The 19,559-nt window shown below is 40.5% G+C and carries 17 protein-coding genes; 8 read left to right on the top strand and 9 right to left on the bottom strand.

Annotated elements, in window-relative coordinates:
• Genes PVK79_RS10870 through PVK79_RS10855 form a run of 4 tightly spaced genes read left to right on the top strand, consistent with a single transcriptional unit; the run spans position 1 to position 3,250 of the window.
• Positions 1 to 798 carry a putative hydro-lyase gene (locus PVK79_RS10870; RefSeq protein WP_149980357.1) on the top strand — a complete coding sequence of 266 codons (798 nt, stop codon included), beginning with the start codon at positions 1 to 3 and terminating at the stop codon, positions 796 to 798.
• A gap of 12 nt (positions 799 to 810) precedes the next feature.
• Positions 811 to 1,542, top strand: a complete 732-nt coding sequence (locus PVK79_RS10865; RefSeq protein ID WP_182767388.1) for a 5-oxoprolinase subunit PxpA — start codon at positions 811 to 813, stop codon at positions 1,540 to 1,542.
• Entirely contained in the window at positions 1,527 to 2,393 is an 867-nt protein-coding gene (locus PVK79_RS10860; protein WP_182761157.1) for a glutamate cyclase domain-containing protein, read from the top strand. Before PVK79_RS10865 ends, PVK79_RS10860 begins: the two co-directional genes overlap by 16 nt.
• On the top strand, positions 2,393 to 3,250 hold the full coding sequence (locus PVK79_RS10855) for an aminotransferase class IV (protein ID WP_145238837.1): 858 nt from the start codon (positions 2,393 to 2,395) through the stop codon (positions 3,248 to 3,250). Before PVK79_RS10860 ends, PVK79_RS10855 begins: the two co-directional genes overlap by 1 nt.
• A gap of 74 nt (positions 3,251 to 3,324) precedes the next feature.
• Here the strand turns inward: PVK79_RS10855 and PVK79_RS10850 are convergent, their stop codons facing one another.
• The 4 genes from PVK79_RS10850 to PVK79_RS23550 all read right to left on the bottom strand — a co-directional run bounded on the left by PVK79_RS10850 (position 3,325) and on the right by PVK79_RS23550 (position 6,066).
• Positions 3,325 to 4,305 (bottom strand): WD40 repeat domain-containing protein, encoded by a 981-nt coding sequence (locus PVK79_RS10850; RefSeq protein ID WP_257326726.1) that lies wholly within the window; start codon positions 4,303 to 4,305, stop codon positions 3,325 to 3,327.
• Positions 4,306 to 4,484: 179 nt separating this feature from the next.
• Entirely contained in the window at positions 4,485 to 5,603 is a 1,119-nt protein-coding gene (locus PVK79_RS10845) for an ISAs1 family transposase (RefSeq protein WP_257326725.1), read from the bottom strand.
• 27 nt (positions 5,604 to 5,630) lie between these two features.
• Positions 5,631 to 5,882, bottom strand: a complete 252-nt coding sequence (locus tag PVK79_RS10840; protein ID WP_257326723.1) for an NADPH-dependent FMN reductase family protein — start codon at positions 5,880 to 5,882, stop codon at positions 5,631 to 5,633.
• Positions 5,883 to 5,934: 52 nt separating this feature from the next.
• On the bottom strand, positions 5,935 to 6,066 hold the full coding sequence (locus PVK79_RS23550; protein WP_222428961.1) for a MerR family transcriptional regulator: 132 nt from the start codon (positions 6,064 to 6,066) through the stop codon (positions 5,935 to 5,937).
• A 534-nt stretch (positions 6,067 to 6,600) separates the two neighbouring features.
• Between PVK79_RS23550 and PVK79_RS10835 the strand changes: the two genes are divergently transcribed.
• The gene (locus PVK79_RS10835; protein WP_257326722.1) at positions 6,601 to 7,320 is read left to right on the top strand and encodes a 4'-phosphopantetheinyl transferase family protein; all 720 of its coding nucleotides are present in this window, start codon (positions 6,601 to 6,603) and stop codon (positions 7,318 to 7,320) included.
• A gap of 99 nt (positions 7,321 to 7,419) precedes the next feature.
• Entirely contained in the window at positions 7,420 to 9,444 is a 2,025-nt protein-coding gene (locus tag PVK79_RS10830) for a S9 family peptidase (protein WP_182757837.1), read from the top strand.
• Between the two features lie 627 nt (positions 9,445 to 10,071).
• Here PVK79_RS10830 and PVK79_RS10825 read toward each other — a convergent pair.
• The gene (locus PVK79_RS10825; protein ID WP_145238853.1) at positions 10,072 to 11,673 is read right to left on the bottom strand and encodes an isocitrate lyase; all 1,602 of its coding nucleotides are present in this window, start codon (positions 11,671 to 11,673) and stop codon (positions 10,072 to 10,074) included.
• A gap of 256 nt (positions 11,674 to 11,929) precedes the next feature.
• Between PVK79_RS10825 and PVK79_RS10820 the strand changes: the two genes are divergently transcribed.
• A complete protein-coding gene (locus PVK79_RS10820; protein WP_182731980.1) occupies positions 11,930 to 14,107 on the top strand; it encodes a malate synthase G in 2,178 nt (725 codons plus the stop codon).
• A 201-nt stretch (positions 14,108 to 14,308) separates the two neighbouring features.
• Here PVK79_RS10820 and PVK79_RS10815 read toward each other — a convergent pair whose 3' ends face one another.
• The 4 genes from PVK79_RS10815 to PVK79_RS10800 all read right to left on the bottom strand — a co-directional run bounded on the left by PVK79_RS10815 (position 14,309) and on the right by PVK79_RS10800 (position 18,958).
• The gene (locus tag PVK79_RS10815; protein WP_145238859.1) at positions 14,309 to 15,034 is read right to left on the bottom strand and encodes a YebC/PmpR family DNA-binding transcriptional regulator; all 726 of its coding nucleotides are present in this window, start codon (positions 15,032 to 15,034) and stop codon (positions 14,309 to 14,311) included.
• 167 nt (positions 15,035 to 15,201) lie between these two features.
• Positions 15,202 to 15,837, bottom strand: coding sequence for an HAD family hydrolase (locus PVK79_RS10810; protein ID WP_257326721.1), 636 nt, complete (start codon positions 15,835 to 15,837; stop codon positions 15,202 to 15,204).
• A gap of 170 nt (positions 15,838 to 16,007) precedes the next feature.
• Entirely contained in the window at positions 16,008 to 16,517 is a 510-nt protein-coding gene (locus PVK79_RS10805; protein ID WP_257326720.1) for a DUF6702 family protein, read from the bottom strand.
• Positions 16,517 to 18,958, bottom strand: a complete 2,442-nt coding sequence (locus PVK79_RS10800) for a M1 family metallopeptidase (protein ID WP_257326719.1) — start codon at positions 18,956 to 18,958, stop codon at positions 16,517 to 16,519. The genes PVK79_RS10805 and PVK79_RS10800 overlap by 1 nt, the downstream gene beginning before the upstream one ends.
• 304 nt (positions 18,959 to 19,262) lie before the next feature.
• On the opposite strand from PVK79_RS10800, the gene PVK79_RS10795 reads away from it, so the two are divergent.
• The gene (locus PVK79_RS10795; protein WP_182731983.1) at positions 19,263 to 19,517 is read left to right on the top strand and encodes a hypothetical protein; all 255 of its coding nucleotides are present in this window, start codon (positions 19,263 to 19,265) and stop codon (positions 19,515 to 19,517) included.
• Positions 19,518 to 19,559 lie beyond the last annotated feature (42 nt).

Raw genomic sequence — 19,559 nt, 5'->3', positions numbered from 1 at the left:
ATGCAACATAACGCATCACTTACTACGCCTTACGCTATTCGTAATATGATCAGGAATGAAGATTATACCGGTAGTACATCGGGCTTTGTTCCCGGCTTTGTACAGGCTAATTTAGTGATTTTGCCCCAGCGCTATGCGTTTGATTTTTTACAATTTTGCCAAGCAAACAAAAAAGCGTGCCCAATTGTAGCAAGTAGCCGCACGCCTGGAGCTACCAGCATTCCAAATGTTGCTCATGATTTAGATATTAGGACTGACATACCTCGCTATCGTATTTTTAAAAATGGCCAATTGATTGAAGAAGTAACGAATATCAAAGAGCAATGGCGCGATGACTTGGTCACTTTTTTAATTGGTTGCTCGTTTTCATTTGAAGAGTCGTTAAAGTTGGCGGGCCTAGAAATACGTAATATTACGGAAAATAAAAATGTACCTATGTACATGACTAATATTCCTTGCGAAAGCGCCGGTATATTTCATGCTAACATGGTCGTTAGTATGCGACCGATGAAGCCGGCAGATGCGATTCGGGCAATCCAAATATGTAGCCGCTTTCCAGATGTGCATGGAGCGCCAGTTCACTTTGGGGATCCAGCTGCAATAGGTATTAAAGATATTAATCGCCCTAACTTTGGTGAATCTGTCACCATTAAAGACGGTGAAGTACCGGTATTTTGGGCCTGTGGTGTCACGCCGCAAGTAGCCATAGCTAATGCTGCGCCTGATTTTTGCATTACACATAGCCCAGGTCATATGCTGATCACCGACATTCAAAACGCCCATATCTCGGCTTTTTAAACGGAAATAATGATGAAGCTCAATTGTGATTTAGGGGAAAGCTTTGGCGCATGGCAAATGGGCCTTGATGAAGAGGTAATGCCGCATATTGATATGGCTAATATTGCTTGTGGTTTTCATGGCGGTGATAGTGATGTTCTAGCACGCACCCTGATGCTTGCTAAACAACATAACGTCATTATAGGCGCGCACCCCAGCTATCCTGATAAACAGGGCTTTGGTCGTCGCTCCATGGCATTAACACCACAAGAGCTAAGCAATTGCCTGCATTATCAAATAGCCGCAATTGAAGGTATGGCAAAAGTACAAGGCCTCACTTTAGAGTATGTGAAGCCACATGGCGCGTTATATAACGATATGATGGCCGATAAAACAATTTTGACCACTGTGATGCAAGCTGTTGCCAGTTACCCGAGCCCTTTAAAACTAATGCTTCTCGCCACTGCGAAAGCAGAGCAACATCAACAACTTGCTCAACAATATCACCTTGAATTAATTTTAGAAGCATTTGCTGATCGCCAATATACCGATGACGGTCAATTAGTATCACGGAAAATTGCTGGTAGTGTGCATGATAAACCTGCGCTAATAGCGCAAGTTAAACAGTTACTCGCCACCGGCTGCGTAACCACACAATCGGGCAAACAACTGCCTTTACACGCAGACAGTTTATGTGTGCATGGCGATAACGCTGCAGGCATTGCCCTTATTCAAGAGATCAAAGCGTTATGCCACACTCGTTAAGTGATGAACAATTAAGTCAAGCAATCGAAACCATGATGGTAGAACAAAACCTACGTGGTATGCAAAATCTCTATGCCTATCAACAGACAGGTACTTATCTGCGCGCTGCAAAGTCGTTATTTGATGCCAAAAGTACGGTACTCATTGGTACCGGTTTTGCCGTCAAGCAAACCTTTGAAACCGATGGCCCTGTAGGCGCCATTGCTTTATACAATGCTTTAATTACGCTGGGTAAAAATCCTATTTTAGTCTGTGGAAACCCCCTTTACAGTGCACTGAAAAATGAATTTAACTGTTTTGAATTGCCACTGAATAATTTTACTGATGCAATGGCTTTTAGCAAAGCTGCGCTGGCTGAGTTAAAACCAGATTGCGTATTGTCTATCGAGCGCCCTGGGCTGTGTCACGGCAATAAATATTACAATATGCGTGGTATTGATATTTCGGCTGATTGTGGTTGTTTTGATTTTTTTGTCAGCCAAGCACCCTGCCCAACTGTAGCTATTGGTGATGGCGGTAACGAAATAGGGATGGGCAATTTATCACAATATATGACTGAGCTGAGCATTATGCCGTGCCTTACTTGCTGCGATGAACTGCTGTTAGCGGATGTATCAAACTGGGCAGCTTACGGCATTATTGCGTTTTTAAGCCGCTGGCATAGCCAAGACTTACTCGCAGAAGTCGATACTTTAGCAATCCTGCAATATTTGAGTGAACGTGGCAGTGTAGATGGCGTTACTCACAAAAACGAATTAACCGAAGATGGCTTACATGCTATGCATGGCCAACAACTCATCGCAAGACTACGTCAGCTTAGCGGTGTTGCCAATCAGAATGAGGATTTATAATGAGTACGGTGTATTTAAACGGCGACTATATGAACGCAGAGCACGCAAAAATATCGCCAATGGACAGAGGCTTTTTATTTGGCGATGGTATTTACGAAGTGATCCCTGCCTATAATGGCAACATGCTTGGCTTTGCAGCGCATATTGAACGCATGAAAAATGGTTTAAATGAACTGGAAATTGTACTCGATTATACAGCTGATACATGGCGTGAAATCTGTCAGCAGCTGTGTGAGAAAAATCACGGCGAAAACCTTGGTATTTATTTGCACGTTAGCCGTGGCGCTGATACTAAGCGTGCTCATGCATACCCGAGTGGTATTACGCCTACGGTATTTGCCTACGCCTTTGAAATTCCAGCACAACCCGTTAGTGATATCGACAACGCCACGACTTATACTGTATCCGTTGAGCAAGATAAGCGCTGGCAGCGTTGCCACATCAAGTCAACCGCATTACTCGGCAACGTGATTCATTACCAGCATGGTGCGGCGGCTGGCAATAAAGAAACCATTTTATACAATCGCTTAGATGAGCTTACCGAAGCAAGCTCAAGTAATGTGTTTATTGTTAAAGATGGCGTGATCAGCACACCCCCATTGGATAACCAAATTTTACCGGGTATCACTCGCTGGTTAATTTTAACGATATTACACAGCCACAGTGACTTTAAAGTTCAAGAACGTATTATTACTAAGCAGGAACTATTTGCAGCCGATGAAGTGTGGATCACCAGTGCCACAAAAGAAGTTGGCCCAGTGGTAAAACTCAACGGTCAACTGGTCGCTGATGGCAAACCAGGGAAAATATGGCAACAAGTACAGAGCTTATTTACTGAACATAAGTTTGATTATTAATAGCGCTAAGCGGTAATTATAAAAGCCGGGGTTGTTAAGTAAACACGGCTTTTAAAATCCAATTAAGTTTTCGCTTACTTAGGCTGATACGGCCAAACTTCTAGTACTCCATCACTGCTTTCGCTGACAATTGTTTTATTTTCTTTATCATACGCTACAGCTAAAACTGAGCCACGAATGCGCTGTTGTGTCGCTTTATACTCAGCCAATAATGTACCATCTTTTACACGCCATAATTGTATCGTGCTTTTCGGTGAGCCGGTTAAAAACCATTTATCATCATTTACAAACCGCGAGTGGTTAAACTCTATAAAATTAGTAAATATATTTAGCTCAGCTTTTTTAATACCGGTGTTTAAATCAAGAAATATACGATCATCAACAGAATCTATCGCAAAACCTAAACTTGCATTTTCGTTTATATTGACATGATTAACACGAGTCGCTAATTTGAACTCTTTTAAAATAGTGCCATCTTTCGTTGACCATAAATAACTAAACTTATCGCTTGAACCGCTTAATGCTGTTTGTCCATCTGCAGATAGTGCTACAGAATTAATATCAAGGCGATGAACTTGAAATAGCGTATTTTGCTTAGTTAGAGAGTTGATCACATCAGCTTCACCGCTACGATAGCCTACCACTATTAACTGACCGTTTGCTGATATTGCAATATCACGAGCAATGTTTTTCCCTGTTGACCAACTACCTAGTAGTTGACCATTTGCAACTGAAAATAAATGTACTGACGTGCGGTTAGAAATATAAAACTTAGTTTTATCATCACTAAAGCCAAGCAATTCAATATGTTTTGCATCATCACCGGAAATGCAACTAAACAAGATTTTGCTTATCTTATTATCCCATACACATACCTTACCTTGCTCTGAGACAACACTTAGCTGGCCATCATTAGATAACGCCGCAGACTCAACAATTTCTTGCGTATGGCGAAATTGTGATGTTGATGGAGCTTCAAAAACTGACTCTCCTGAGCAGCCAACCAGTGCCGATAAAATCCCTATTAAAACGAGTGTTAAAATACAAAATCGCACACGAGTTCTCACTTATATTATTGTTATTAAACGGTAATTGAAGATATTACGAGCTATAAAGTAAAGTCTATACTCTCATTTCATCGCCATTTTAGCCATCTGTTTTAAGCACTTAGCCCGCTACTTTGTCGTTAAACTGTTGATTGGACCAATATGCAGGGCAAGAGCATGAAAAAAGTCTATGATTTCAATACCTTTTCAAGGTAATCTGTACTGCGCATAGCTTTTTTCTGTTTTGCGGGCATGCCTTTATTAAAGCTTGTTTCTGCTTTTAGCTGATTAAATGCGATGTGTCTCAGCCCCGCAAATACAGGTGCTGCACCTTCACGCCTAATTCGGCAATCATCTTCTTTAAATCCGACATCTAAACGCCAATGTAATCCATTCTCTATTTGCCAATGTTGCCGTGCGGATCTTGCGAGTTCTTCCGCCGATAGATATGCTGAACTGATGTAGTATCTGTAGCATAACTCATTGCTTACTTTGTTTTTTTCTTTCCTATAAGAAACAATAACTCCCACTGTTTTGGCATCTTTCCAATTGCTCGTTTCTGATAAATCACTTACGTTATGACTAACAGCACAACACCTGAATTCTTCTCTGTTTTTATGATAATCGGCTTCATTAAACAAAACTCCTTCGGACGCTTGTCGTGTGACCTCAGGTAATAAAGCATTCTCTACTTGTGACAGCAGTCCTTTATGGTTCGCTTTTACTGCCAGTAGGTAATCGGCTTGTTTATCCACTATTGTCTCTGCAATTGATTTTTGACACCCCATCGCGTCAATCGTGACTAAGCAGCCTTTTATCTCCAGTAATTCAAGAAGCTCTGGTAACGCTGTTATTTCATTCGACTTTTTATCAACAGGGCATTGCGCCAAAACAACACCATTTTCGCACGCAAATGCACTGACCATATAAAGTGCATCGCGCCTATCTGACTGATTAAATGAACCTTTCAATCGCTTACCATCAATCGCAACTACATCGCCCTGAGTTAATTTAGAACAGTCTTTCATCCAAGAAGAAAAAGAATCTTGAAACTGCGTCATATCAATGCGACTCATCACACGAGCGATTGTGTCATGGCGAGGGATACCTTGCTCAAGAGGAACGTACTTCCTGAGCCAATCTAATCTATCATGGCCAAAATCTTCAATATCTTCCCAGCCTTGGCACCCAGATATGACAGCGCTGACAGCTAAGAATATGATATCAAAAAGTTTATGGACAACTTTACCCTGCTGGCGAGGGTCGTCAATTGATTCGAAATATTTAAATAGTTGAATATCAGGCATGGGGGCTCCTTAAAAAGGAGTATAAGATCATACTTTTAAGTCAAGGTAAAGTTCGTGATCTTGCCCTGGACCAATATGCGTTATTTTTAGCACTTTAATGCCACATAAGCCTAAAGTTGTGTGCTTTAACTGCTTTGTCACACAGTCTCCTTGAAAATAACGATAATAAACGGGGGTATCAAGCGTTAGTACAACCTCTGCGGTAAGTACTTTAAGAAGTTTTTCAGGAATGCTTTTATTAGGTTGATATTGAAAGGCAAAGCCATTAACGCTGGCCAATCTAAGTCATGTCTAGTGACTTTTAGCTGTTTTAATTGAGTTAAACTTAACCCTAATAATTGTGCACGTTTATAAGCGAAACAAATTCCACATCAGCGTTATCATAAATACGGTAACAACCTTGACGTTCTATGTTTGTCAGTAGACCTATACTTTCATAATGCCTAATTGCTTTAATTGACACGCCTGAACGCCTGCCATTTCACCAATATACACCAGTCATTCCTTCATCTGTTTGTTCATAATATTATAGGAGTCAACATAAGCTGCTGAGGCCCTCTATCCATTCGGGATGGCGAACCCGCTGCATTTAATAGTCATCACTTCAAAACTTCATTTAAATGCAGAAAACGCATGTTCTAGCTGATTTGTAAGGTCTGAACTTGTGATCCTGCTATATAATAACGCAGCTTAACTTGCCTGCGTAAACAAATGCATTAAGTTTATTGCCATCTAAATCACCAAAGTAACCGGCATAAAACCCTGACATTTCAAGTAGACCGGCTGCGCCCTTATCAGTAGCTCCAAGCTCAATCGCTTTGTTATCCCTGAGAATTTCCGGCTGGGGAGTAAAATAATATTAATGCTAAAATAAATATGTTAGTAGATCTCTTAACCAAAGCTCAGCTTAAATAGTCATAGCCTTTACTTTATTTATGAAGTTATTAGTGTATTATCAAAGTCTTACTAATGACACTAAACAAAACAGCAAAATGTTATGGATTTTTCTCTTTATACTAAACTGAGCCCACAACTTAGTCATAATAGTTATTGTTGTGAGTTTGACAGTAGCAGTTTTATTGACTGTGACTTTTTAAATTATCAGATTGTGTTACCGCAACAACTACAAAAGGCTGTTGTAAAACGAAGAGCTGAATACCTCGCCGGCCGTTTTTGCGCAAAACAGGTGTTAACCGCCCTCAATATCCCCTGTTTTGATATTATCTCAGGCCCCGATCGCGCGCCCATATGGCCTAAAAACATTATTGGTAGCATTACCCACACGCAAGGGATCGCAATGGCTATAGCATGTCAGCACACTGATATCGCTGGAATTGGTATTGATATAGAGCAACTAATGAGTGCCAAACAAGAGCTAGAGCTACAAAAGCAAATTTTGCATCCCGATGAATATCCACTGTTTAGGCGATTGGCTGGGCAGCTTTCACATCCATTAACCGTCATTTTTTCAGCAAAAGAAAGTATTTTTAAAGCACTATATCCAAGCGTAAAGCAATTTTTTGGTTTTGAAGCTGCACAGCTAATTGCTTTTAATCAGCAACAATTGCAGTTTAAAATTACTAAAACGCTTGCAGAGCAAGTGCCTCAAGACACTTACGTAACCGTTTTCTATCAATGTAATAAAAGTGTAGTACTCACCGAGTGTGAATTTACTATCGCAGCTCAACCACTCAAAAATACTAATGTCGGCAAGTAGCCACTAATAATCAATCAGGTATTCATCGCATGATGGTGTACCTTTGGGTTTTGTTATTCTATAACGGTTAGGTGCGATAATTAATAACAAGGAATTAAAATGAAATTGATTGCCCCCGCAGCCCTCCTAACCTCGCTGTGTTTTTCAGTATTAGCCAATGATAACCTGCAAACTTTTCAACTAGAAAATGTATTCGACCTTGAATATGCCAATCAAATTGAAATGACTAACGACGGTAAAACCGTCTACTTTGTTCGTAATCGGATGGACATTAAATCAGATAGTAAAGTTAGTAATATTTGGTCTGTCGACAGTAGTTCAAAGCAATTACAACCGCTTACATCGGGTGTACATATGGATTACTCCCCTGTCTTGTCGCCAGACCAATCACGTTTAGCGTTTATTTCAACTCGTGATGGCAGTAGCCAAATTTATGTAAAATGGCTAAAAACAGGCGCTGTTGCAAAAATTAGTAATCTTACTCAAAGCCCTTCAAGTTTGCAGTGGTCACCTAATGGTCGGCAATTACTGTTTAGCCAATTTGTACCGAGTAAAGTTAGTTCTCCTATTAACTTACCAGGCAAGCCTGAAGGTGCCAGCTGGGCAGAGCCTGCTAAATTTATTGATGACGTATATTATCGTGCCGATGGCGGCGGTTATACCAAGCCTGGTTTTCGTCATTTGTTTACTATTGAAGCCAATGGCGGTAATGCCCGTCAGTTAACCTCTGGCGACTTTGATCATGGCGGGCCAGTTAGCTTTTCTGAAGATGGTAACAGCCTTTATTTTTCGGCTAATCGCCATGCTGACTTTAAACTCAAACCAACAAATTCTGAAATATATCAGCTGACATTAAATGATCTACAAATAACAGCGCTTACCGACCGAGAAGGTCCTGATCAGCAACCGCAAATATCACCAGATGGGCGTTATCTTGCCTATACCGGTTATGATGATAAACGTACCAATTATGAAAATACCCAGCTATATATTCGCGATTTAAAATCGGGTGATACCACAAGTTTAACCGCTGATTTTGACCGCAGTGTCGAGCAAATTAAATGGGCTGATAATTCTAGAGGGCTTTATTTTAGTTACGCCAGTGAAGGCCAAACCGCACTCGCTTATCAACCACGTAGCGGCAAACGAAAAGTGATCACACAAAAAATAGGGAGTGTTTCATTCGGTCGCCCTTATTCTGGTGGTGACTTTGATATAAGCGACGATGGTGATGTGGCAATCACGCTTGCTGATACCCAACGTCCTGCTGATATAGCAATAGTTAAAAATGGTAAAACACAACGTTTAACAAAATTAAATGACGACGCGCTTGGTAATAAACAGCTGGCAAAAGTAGAAGAAATTTGGCTGAAATCAAGTTATGACGACTTACCAATTCAAGGTTGGGTCGCCTACCCTCCTGGGTTTGATAGTAGTAAAAAATATCCCCTTATTTTAGAAATACACGGCGGCCCTGTCGCTAACTACGGTCCACACTTTAGCGCTGAAATACAATTATTTGCCGCTAAAGGTAATGTGGTTTTATATATGAACCCGCGTGGTAGTGATTCATACGGGAAGGAGTTCGCGCAAACTATTCATCACAATTATCCTAGTAACGATTTTGATGACTTAATGACTGGCGTTGATGCGCTTATTGGCAAAGGTTTTATTGATCAGTCAAAACTGTTTGTAACCGGTGGCTCAGGTGGCGGTGTACTTACGGCGTGGATTGTTGGCCATACAGACAGATTTGCCGCCGCTGTTGTTGCCAAGCCGGTGATCAATTGGATCAGCTTTGTACTAACTGCCGACTTCTACCCATTCTTTGCCGATTACTGGTTCCCAGGTAAGCCATGGGATCATATTGAGCATTATATGAAACGCTCGCCAATTAGCTATGTTGGTAATGTTAAAACACCAACCATGCTACTCACTGGTGAAGCGGATTACCGCACTCCTATTTCTGAGACCGAGCAATTCTATCAAGCATTAAAGCTACAAGGAGTTGATACAGCAATGGTACGTATTCCTGATGCATCACATGGCATAACAAAACGGCCGTCAAACTTGATGGCTAAAGTAGCTTATATTCAATGGTGGTTTGATAAGCATAGTAAATAGAAGTTAGTTAGCGGCGAGAGTAAAGTTAACAAGTTGCAAGTGTGAAGCTAGAAACCGTAGCTTGGTCCTTAACAACTTTTACTCTCGCTAATTTGTCCCTAGTCAAATCCCCTGTAAACCCCCTTTACAAAAAGTGAGTGCTCATTCACATATTCTAAAGTTTACACAAGTATCGGACTTTGTAAAAAATCGAGTTAGTAAAATTTCGGTTTATGACATTTTTTGGTCATCGAGTTAGTAAAAAATCGGTTTGAGTCACTGTTTATGGCGTTTAAGTTGGTAAAAAAGTGGTTTGTAGTCGGTTAGAGTTGGTAAAAAATCGGTTTATATTTTCTGATTAATGGCTAATAACGGCCATTTTTATCAAAATCCCCCCTTTCCAAAGAGCTAAAAGCTGATTAAATCGCTAAATTGATAAAAAATACCGCCAAAAAATTCACTTGATTAAACTCTGATCCAAAAATTGAAAATAAATCTGATGCTAGTTAAATACTGATCCAAGCCTTAGTTAAAATCTGATCTGAGCGGTAAAGTTAGCAAGTGTAAAGCTGTATATCCTCTGTAATTGCTAGCATCAAAAAAAGGGCCTTGCGGCCCTTGGTAACATTGTTGAGTTGGACTGTTATGTTAAAACTGGTTCATAGTGTTTGCTTCGCCGCCAGCTTTAAGCGCATTTTCACCTGAGAAGTACTCTTTATGGGTATCTCCCATGTTAGAACCTGCTAAGTCTTGATGCTTAACGGATGCTTGTTCGCGGCGAATTTCTTGACGCTGCACATCACGTACATAAGCCAGCATACCTAAGTCACCAAAGTAGCCTTCTGACAGAATATCAGTGCTCAATGCAGCCGTGTGATAGGTCGGTAGCGTAATTAAGTGGTGGAAAATACCAGCTTCGCGCGCGCCATCACGTTGGAAGTTTTGTACTAACTCATCTGCTGCGACTGCAAGTTCAGTTGCATCCATCTCTGGTGCCATTAGCGCCTTATTATCATCAATGCTTGGATAAGCAGATAAGTCTTTACCTTCGTCTAACCACTGTTGATAAACTTGCTCGCGGAATTTCAATGTCCAGTTGAAAGAAGGTGAATTGTTATAAACCAGTTTAGCGTCAGGAACTTGCTCTTTAACCCGATTAACCAGTTCAGCAATTTGTTTTACATGTGGTTTTTCAGTTTCAATCCACAGTAAATCAGCACCCGATTGCAAGCTGGTAATACAATCTAGTACAACACGGTCTTTTTCTGTGCCTTCGCGGAATTGGTATAAACCATTATCAAGGCGAGTCGGCTTGCATAGTTGGCCGTTCAGCTTCATTGCCGTATCACCTTCATTTAAATCTTCAACACCGTTAATTGGTGTGGTTTCTAAAAACGCATTGTACTGACTAGCAAGGTCGCCAGGTGTTTGTGATACCGGCACTTTTTGGGTCAAGCTGGCACCAAGTGAGTCAGTACGTGCGACAATAATACCGTTATCAATACCCAGTTCTAAAAAGGCATAACGCACGGCGTTAATTTTTGCTAAAAAGTCTTCGTGTGGCACAGTTACTTTACCTGCTTGGTGACCACATTGCTTCGCGTCTGAAACTTGGTTTTCGATTTGGATAGCACATGCCCCCGCTTCAATCATTTTTTTAGCGAGTAGGTAGGTTGCTTCTTCATTACCAAAACCAGCATCAATATCTGCGATGATCGGCACCACATGACTTTCAAAGTTATCTATTTTATCAAGTACCGCTTGTACATCACCACCAGTTGCTTTGGCGTTATCTAAGTCTTTAAATAAATGGTCAAGTTCACGAGCATCGGCTTGTTTTAGGAAAGTATAAATTTCTTCAATCAACGCCGGTACTGAGGTTTTTTCGTGCATACTTTGATCCGGTAGTGGGCCGAACTCAGAGCGCAGCGCAGCAACCATCCAACCGCTTAGGTATACGTAGCTACGCTTAGTGGTTTTTTGGTGACGTTTAATCGCCATCATCATTTGTTGGGCAGTAAAACCATGCCAGCAACCAAGCGATTGTGTGTATTGGCTGGTATCAGCATCATATGCAGCCATATCTTCACGCATGATGTCAGCTGTAAACTGGGCGATGTCTAATCCCGTACGAAAACGATTTTGCAAACGCATACGACTTGCGTATTCAGGATTAATTGCTTGCCATGTTTTACCTTGTGCTTGACAAAGTGTAGCTAAAGTATCGGTTTCACGTTGATAAGTAGTCATAATAAAAAATCCTCTGAACGGGTTAAAACTAAATTTTATTTATATGGTTGTGTGAGAGGCTAAGAGTTAATGCTCTGTAGCGCTTAAATCAACATTAGGCCGATTTATTGGATTTAGTAAATTTATAGTTGTTATGCTGGCTATATATTTAGTGAATGGCTAAAAGAACACCTATTGCGTATTTTTAGGTTATGGTTAACAAAAGATTGCTCACATGCAGTCAATTGCACCGCGACCGTTTAAAAGGATATCGATTATGACACTCTCTCACAGCCAATTTGGATTAACCGTAGATAACCAATTAGCCGATTTTGTTAACCAGCAACTGCTACCCGGTACAGGTATTAGCGAACAACACTTTTGGCAAGGATTTGCTGAAATTATTGATGACCTTAGTCCGCTTAACCGTGCATTATTAGTCAAGCGTGAAGACCTACAACACCAAATTGATAGCTATCACCTAGCAAATAAACACTGGGATGCAGCGCAATACCAACAGTTTTTAACTGACATTGGTTATTTAGTCCCTGAGCCCGATAATTTTTGCATTGAGACAGAAAATGTTGAGCCTGAAATAGCCCGCACAGCTGGCCCTCAGCTGGTTGTGCCAGTAAGTAATGCACGCTTTGCACTTAATGCCGCTAACGCACGCTGGGGGTCGTTATACGATGCCTTATACGGCACTGATGTACTTAGCGAAGAAGATGGCGCTGAAAAAGGCAGCAACTATAATCCTGTTCGCGGTTTTAAAGTAATGGCCTACGCAAGGCAGTTTTTAGATAAAGCGTTACCACTTGAAAATGGCTCACATATTGAAAGTACTAATTATTCGGTAGTTAATGGCCAGCTCATCATCACCTTACGTGATAGCTCACAAACAGGCTTAAAACAACCAGCGCAACTTATTGGTTTTCAAGGTGAAGCACAAAACCCCAGTGCAATTTTATTACTCAGTCATGGCCTCCATATAGAGCTACAAATAGATCATAATCATAGCATTGGTGCAGCCGACAAAGCGGGCTTAAAAGACGTCCTCCTCGAAGCTGCACTTACCACCATCATGGATTGTGAAGACTCCGTTGCCGCCGTTGACGGCGAAGATAAAGTGCAAGTGTATCAAAATTGGTTAGGCTTAATGAAAGGAACTCTCGCTGAGTCATTCACAAAAGATGGCAAAACGATTGAGCGTACACTCGCCAAAGACCGCAGTTATTCAGGTATTGATGGGAAACCGCTAAGTCTAAAAGGGCGTAGTATGATGTTTGTGCGTAATGTTGGCCATTTAATGACAAACCCTGCGATTCAAGATAGCCAAGGCCGCGACGTATTTGAAGGTATCATGGATGCAATGATCACGGTCACTGCCGCACTGCATGACTTAAATGGCAATAGCCCGGTAAAAAATTCAACTGCAGCCAGTATCAATATCGTCAAACCGAAAATGCATGGTCCTGAAGAAGTTGCTTTTACCAATACATTATTTAGTCGTATTGAACAGCTTTTACAGTTACCCAAAAACACCATAAAAATGGGCATTATGGATGAAGAGCGCCGTACATCGGTGAACTTAAAAGCCTGTATTAATGCTGCTAAACAACGTGTGGTATTTATCAATACTGGCTTTTTAGACCGTACAGGTGATGAAATTCATACCTCAATGCAAGCAGGTGTAGTATTACCAAAAGCAGCCATTAAGCAACAACCTTGGATCAATGCTTATGAAGACAGAAATGTCGATATCGGTTTGCAAACCGGGTTAAGTGGTCGCGCACAAATAGGCAAAGGTATGTGGCCAATGCCCGATAAAATGGCGTTGATGATGGAGCAAAAAATTGCCCATCCGCAAGCAGGCGCTAATACTGCCTGGGTGCCCTCCCCTACTGCAGCCACCTTACATGCTATGCACTATCATGACGTTGATGTGTTTGCCTGTCAAAAAGCGATTGCCCAGCGTCAACAAGCTAGTTTAACAGAACTATTAACTCCGCCTTTGATGGTTGATCCTAATAGTTTGAGCAAAGAAGATATTCAGGCAGAGCTGGATAACAATGCTCAAGGTATTTTAGGTTATGTAGTACGTTGGATTGATCAAGGTGTAGGCTGTTCTAAAGTGCCTGACATTAACCATATAGGATTAATGGAAGATAGGGCTACACTGCGTATTTCAAGCCAACATATGGCTAACTGGTTGCAGCATGGGGTATGCACGCAGGCACAAATAGAAACTACCATGGCGAAAATGGCAAAAGTAGTGGATGGCCAAAATGAAGGGGATCCGGCTTATGTTAATATGGCCGATTCAGTGCAAAGCTTAGCACAAAGTATTGCATATCAAGCTGCATTAGCCCTTGTATTAGAAGGAGTTAAACAACCCAGTGGCTATACTGAACCATTATTGCATGCGTTTCGTATAAAATATAAAGCGCAACAATAGCTCCCCTTCGAGTTTGTTAGTGTCATATTGCCAGCCCTCGGGCTGGTTTTTTTTGCTTAAATTATCCTTTAACCATAACTTTCCTGAATAATCAGCATTCAGCAAAATAAGCCATCAACAACAAAAAAAGCACATTCCAGCAATGAAATGCGCTTTTGTATCTTCTCGAAACTACTAACTTGCTAACTTTATAACTTCAGCCTAATTCACTACCGTGGCGTTATGATAAACGTTTTGTACGTCGTCACAATCTTCCAACATTGCAATAAATTTATCAAAATTAGCGATAACATCGGCATCAGTAATTTCTATATGCACTTGTGGCACGAAGGTGATTTCGTCAACTTCAAAAATAATACCTTCAAACGCCTCTTCTAATGCTGTTTTTGCTTTGTAATATTCGGTATGTGGAGCAAAAACCGATACTTTGCCATCTTCAACTTCTACATCGGTTACATCAACATCAGCCATCATTAAAGCTTCAAGTACCACTTCATCATCGTCACCACTAAAACCAAGTACAGCTAAATGATCAAACATATGTGCTACACAGCCTGGTGTACCTATTTTTGAATCAGTTTTAGTAAACGGTAAGCGAACATCTTTAATAGTACGATTTGGGTTATCTGTTAAACAGTCAACAATCACCATACAGTTACCTGGGCCATAGCCTTCGTAACGGGCTGTTGCATAATCTTCACCAGCTCCGCCAGCAGCTTTTTCTATCGCTTTTTCGATGACATGTGCTGGTACTTGATCTCGCTTTGCGCGTTCGATTAAGCGTTTTAGCGACTGGTTTACTTCTGGATCAGGTTCACCATTTTTTGCTGCTACGTAAATTTCTTTACCGTACTTAGAATTAACTTTGGTTTTAGCATTGGCTGTTTTCGCCATGGAGCTTTTACGTACTTCAAATGCTCTGCCCATCTTATGCCTCTATTGGAAACTCGATATTGGCAACATTTTAACAATTTGCGCAGTATTGAGCTAGTGATTAAATGACTGCAAAATCACAATTATGACATTTCGTTTAACAGTACTTACGCTTATAAAAGTTAAACAACACGCTATTTAACATAACACTAAAATTCTACTTAAACTGAAGCATTTATAAGTCGAGATTGTCGTGTTTGCCCTAAATTATTTATTAAGTTAGGCAATTCAGAAAAATGGTGCAGAATATAATCAGCTTGTTCTGCATATGCAGGAACATCACTCGGTGCATATAAACAAGCACGCATATTGGCATTATGTGCAGCCTGGATATCATAAAGATAATCACCAACATAAAGTATATGTTGCTGATCTATTCCCCATAACGTTGCAATTGCATTCAAAGCACTCGGATCTGGCTTAGGGGGGGCATCACTACGCGTGAGTACAGTTTGAATTGGCAACGGATTATTTTTTAATTTCAGCGCAGTAGCTCGGTCGTAATTACGTGTCACGATTGCCATTGGTATTGCTTGCTCTTTTAAACGCGCGATAGCTTGCGCTACACCGGGTAACAACGTTGCATGTTGAGCATCAATAAGCTCATGCTGATGGACAATATTCATTGCTTCCTCACGCATGTAAGGAGACGGAAGGCCATCAATAAAACTAAGTAGATCATGCTCGTCAGGGCAACCGACTTGAGCTTTGATAAGAGTAAAATCAAGTTCAGATGATACTAAGGTGCCATCTAAATCAAAAATAACCCCAGCTACTGTACTTTGATACGTATTCATACCACTCCTTGTATATGATTTGATTTTCATCCAAATTACTTACTTTAAGATAGTTTACGCAATTAGATATGAAAAGGAACATATTCGTATTTAATATAAAAATTAATAAAAAACGCGCACAAAACTACTGTGCGCGTCGGTTGGGGGACTTTTAAATTTGCCTACTTAGTTTACTCTACAGCTGTATTAGCTGGTTCAAAGCGCGCTTCTAGCCAAGTGTCATCTTGGGTAAAGTGCAGTGTTTTCACTTTGCCTTGACCTTCAACATTAACCATATTCACTTGCGCAGGCCATAAATCACGCAGCGCGCCGTGACTCATACGGATCCCTTTAATGTCCTTTGGGATCGGCGCTTCTTGATAAACCCAAAAAAACTTACCATCAACTTGCGCACCCACTTCTTTCAACACTAGCGGCTCACCATATAGTGTTTGTAAAGCAACATGTGATTCTATGTAATCTACAAAGCGTTGTTGATCTTCTTTATTACTAATAATATCTGCACCACCGGCAAATAAATGCTCCACAGCATGCTCGGTATCATGTAAATAAAACCGATGCATTAGCTCAATATTACTAGTACGTTTATTAAATAAAACTGTAGTTACTGATGCTTTAAGTTGATGCGCCATCGCTGGCATAGCAACTATAAAAGCAAGAATAATAAGCATAAAACGCATTATTCTTGCTCCTTATCGCTGTCTTTTTCGTCACCTGTTTTTAGCTCAGTTTTAATATCATGCATGATATCGCGGCTGACTTTGGCTTTACTTTGCTCTTTTTTATACACTTCAATACGTGAAGGGATAATACGACGAGGGTAGTTATTATTTTCAACATCTACGTCTGCAGTTTCCCAACGAGGGTCAACCGTTACTGATACCAAAGGCTTGTTCTTATCAGTAATAATAAGTTTTTGCACATGTTTGTGGTTGCGACGCCAGATTTCGGCAGGGATCATACGCTCTTCTTTAGTACCATCTTCATAGCTAAGCTCAAGTAAAATTGGCATTACTAGGCCGCCTAAATTCGAAAATTCAAGCACGTAATAGTTTTTATCTTCTGCAACTGCGCGATCGAGTACTTTACGCTCCCATGGCTCTAAGCCTTTTAAGAATTTATTATACGAGTTGCGCTCTTTGTTAGTAACAGTGAAGCGGTCGTTTTCATCGTAGAAATCAGTTACGTCGGAGTTTTCTTCAACCCATAGCTTTTTAGCTTCAGCCTTATTGCGTTCCACAAATAGTGGCATAGGTTTAGCCGCTTCAATATCACGTAGGCGATTAAAATCTATATCAGGATTTTTAGTATCTAAACGTAATTGATAGACTTTATCGAGCGAGATATCAACATGATCAGTGCTATAGAACCAGCCACGCCAGAACCAATCTAAATCAACACCTGATGCTTCTTCCATGGTACGGAAAAAATCAGCAGGGGTAGGGCGCTTGTACTTCCAACGCTGGGCGTACTCTTTAAACGCAAAATCAAACAGCTCACGGCCTAAAATCACTTCACGCAAAATATTTAGTGCGGCCGCAGGTTTGGTATAAGCATTAGGCCCTAAACGCAGTACGCTGTCTGACTGAGTCATTACCGGCACTTGATTTTCAGACTTCATGTAGGCAACAACGTCACGCGGTTCAACACCCCATGGAATAGTTGGATCCCATTCACGCCCAGCAACACCATCTAAAAAGCTGTTTAAACCTTCATCCATCCAAGTCCATTGGCGCTCATCAGAGTTCACCACCATAGGAAAATAAATATGACCAACCTCGTGGATCACCACGCCAATTAAAAAGCGCTTTTCAGCTTGTGAATAAGTACGCGAACCGTCATCCTGTAACTCAGTTCGTGGGCCATTAAATGTGATCATTGGGTATTCCATACCGCCTACTGGACCATTGACTGACTGCGCAACAGGGTATGGATAATCAAATGAAAAGCGCGAATAAACTTCCATTGTATGTACGATTGCTTCGGTCGAATACTTCTTCCATAGATCGCCACCTTCTTTAGGGAAAAATGACATAGCCATCACTAATGGCTGATCATTACCTCCTTGTTGGTAACCTTTTGCATCCCACATAAATTTACGCGACGACGCCCATGCAAAGTCACGCACATTTTCCGCTTTAAAGTGCCATGTTTTGGTCTTATCTGTGCCTTCTTTTTCATTTTCTAAGGCTTCATCTTCAGTAACGATAAATACTGGACGCTTTGTATTTTTGGCTTGTTCTAAACGGTTTCGCTGAGTACGGGTCAGCACGCTACTAGCATTATCAAGCTTACCCGTTGCTGAGACGATATGATCGGCAGGAACAGTGATCTCAACATCATAATCACCAAATTCTAGCGTAAACTCACCACTGCCTAAAAAGGCTTTATTAGTCCATGCTTCGTAATCTGTATAAGCAGCTAAACGTGGAAACCATTGAGCAAGTAAGAATATATCGTTGCCATCTTTTTCAAAATGCTCGTAACCAGAGCGAGCGCCAACGGCATCTTCTTCAACGATGTTAAAAGCAAAGTCCATGCTGAATTCGGTGTCTTTGCCTGGTTTCAGTGGTTCATTTAAATCAATACGCATTAGTGTATCAACAACTGTGACTTTTAATTCTTTACCGTTGTCATCTTTAACATTAGCAATTGTAAAGCCAAGTTCATTGTCACTCATAAATTGTTGACGACGTAGCTGGCTTAAACTTAATTTAGTTGCTTTGGGTTGTGGATCTCCCTGCAAGGCAGAACCATTAAATGTAGCAGTACGTTCTGCAATAGAGTCACTTTTAAAAATATTTTGATCGAGTTGCAACCATAAATACTTGAGTGTGTGTGGTGAATTATTTTTATACTCTATGGTTTGACTTGCTGTTAAGCGACGCGCTTTTTCATCAAGCTTTACATCGATGTCGTAATTAACATGCTGTTGCCAGTATTTTTCACCAGGTTCACCTGCTGCACTGCGATAAACATTCGGTGTAGGCAGCACTTCATCGAGTTGGCGAAACTTATCAACATAACTGCCTTTTGTTTGCTCAACTACAGAAGCCATAACAGTACTTGAGAGAGCTAACGGTAAAAATATAGCCCCTAAAGTTACAACTGCTTTTTTCATAATTAATCCTGTTAATTTTTCGTAAGCATACTTTGTCAAAATAGTCAGATATATTCAATTAAATAGCGATAAACCGCCGCATTTATAGGGTAAAAAATAACTTTTTCTTAAATACTGATGATTAACAACATTGTAATTATTGTAAAGGGGGTTTACAGCAACTTTTGTACGAAATTCAGGCTTAATTAATGCAAGTCTATTACAGTTAACTTTACAGTTTGTAAACACGTTAACTTAAACGATGAGTAATAAACCTCTTATTATAGTATTGAATAAGCTAGCTGACAGCTTGCAGAGGTAACCGATGAAATTTTACATTGTAAAAAAAGATAATAGTGTTGCGGCTATTCCAGCTCAGACTGAGCAACTAAATGAATATCAAAAGCGGGGCTTTGAGTTTGTTGAAGTCGTTGCGGCTTGCGATAAAAACGACGCACTCGATCGCTTTCCAAAACATAGTAAAAAACGTAAAAAGTGGCTTGTTTTATGCAGCAGTTTGGTGGTTATAAGCATAACTTTTAGCTTAATTTCGGCTATTTTTGTATTAATGGCTAAATAATGAATTCTTTAGTTGACCTTTATAGTCATTTGTATTTAAAAT

Origin of the sequence: Pseudoalteromonas rhizosphaerae (genome assembly GCF_028885455.1) — a bacterium.
In the GTDB taxonomy this organism is placed as follows: Bacteria; Pseudomonadota; Gammaproteobacteria; order Enterobacterales; family Alteromonadaceae; genus Pseudoalteromonas; species Pseudoalteromonas rhizosphaerae.
The sequence above is the reverse complement of the archived record's forward strand: the minus strand, read 5'-3'. Positions and strand labels throughout refer to the sequence as shown.

Excerpts from the sequence above, each read along its gene's own strand:
- PVK79_RS10870 (WP_149980357.1), top strand. The coding sequence starts at position 1 with ATGCAACATAACGCATCACTTACTACGCCTTACGCTATTCGTAATATG.
- PVK79_RS10865 (WP_182767388.1), top strand. The coding sequence starts at position 811 with ATGAAGCTCAATTGTGATTTAGGGGAAAGCTTTGGCGCATGGCAAATG.
- PVK79_RS10860 (WP_182761157.1), top strand. The coding sequence starts at position 1,527 with ATGCCACACTCGTTAAGTGATGAACAATTAAGTCAAGCAATCGAAACC.
- PVK79_RS10855 (WP_145238837.1), top strand. The coding sequence starts at position 2,393 with ATGAGTACGGTGTATTTAAACGGCGACTATATGAACGCAGAGCACGCA.
- PVK79_RS10845 (WP_257326725.1), bottom strand. The coding sequence starts at position 5,603 with ATGCCTGATATTCAACTATTTAAATATTTCGAATCAATTGACGACCCT.
- PVK79_RS10835 (WP_257326722.1), top strand. The coding sequence starts at position 6,601 with ATGGATTTTTCTCTTTATACTAAACTGAGCCCACAACTTAGTCATAAT.
- PVK79_RS10830 (WP_182757837.1), top strand. The coding sequence starts at position 7,420 with ATGAAATTGATTGCCCCCGCAGCCCTCCTAACCTCGCTGTGTTTTTCA.
- PVK79_RS10825 (WP_145238853.1), bottom strand. The coding sequence starts at position 11,673 with ATGACTACTTATCAACGTGAAACCGATACTTTAGCTACACTTTGTCAA.
- PVK79_RS10820 (WP_182731980.1), top strand. The coding sequence starts at position 11,930 with ATGACACTCTCTCACAGCCAATTTGGATTAACCGTAGATAACCAATTA.
- PVK79_RS10815 (WP_145238859.1), bottom strand. The coding sequence starts at position 15,034 with ATGGGCAGAGCATTTGAAGTACGTAAAAGCTCCATGGCGAAAACAGCC.
- PVK79_RS10810 (WP_257326721.1), bottom strand. The coding sequence starts at position 15,837 with ATGAATACGTATCAAAGTACAGTAGCTGGGGTTATTTTTGATTTAGAT.
- PVK79_RS10805 (WP_257326720.1), bottom strand. The coding sequence starts at position 16,517 with ATGCGTTTTATGCTTATTATTCTTGCTTTTATAGTTGCTATGCCAGCG.
- PVK79_RS10800 (WP_257326719.1), bottom strand. The coding sequence starts at position 18,958 with ATGAAAAAAGCAGTTGTAACTTTAGGGGCTATATTTTTACCGTTAGCT.
- PVK79_RS10795 (WP_182731983.1), top strand. The coding sequence starts at position 19,263 with ATGAAATTTTACATTGTAAAAAAAGATAATAGTGTTGCGGCTATTCCA.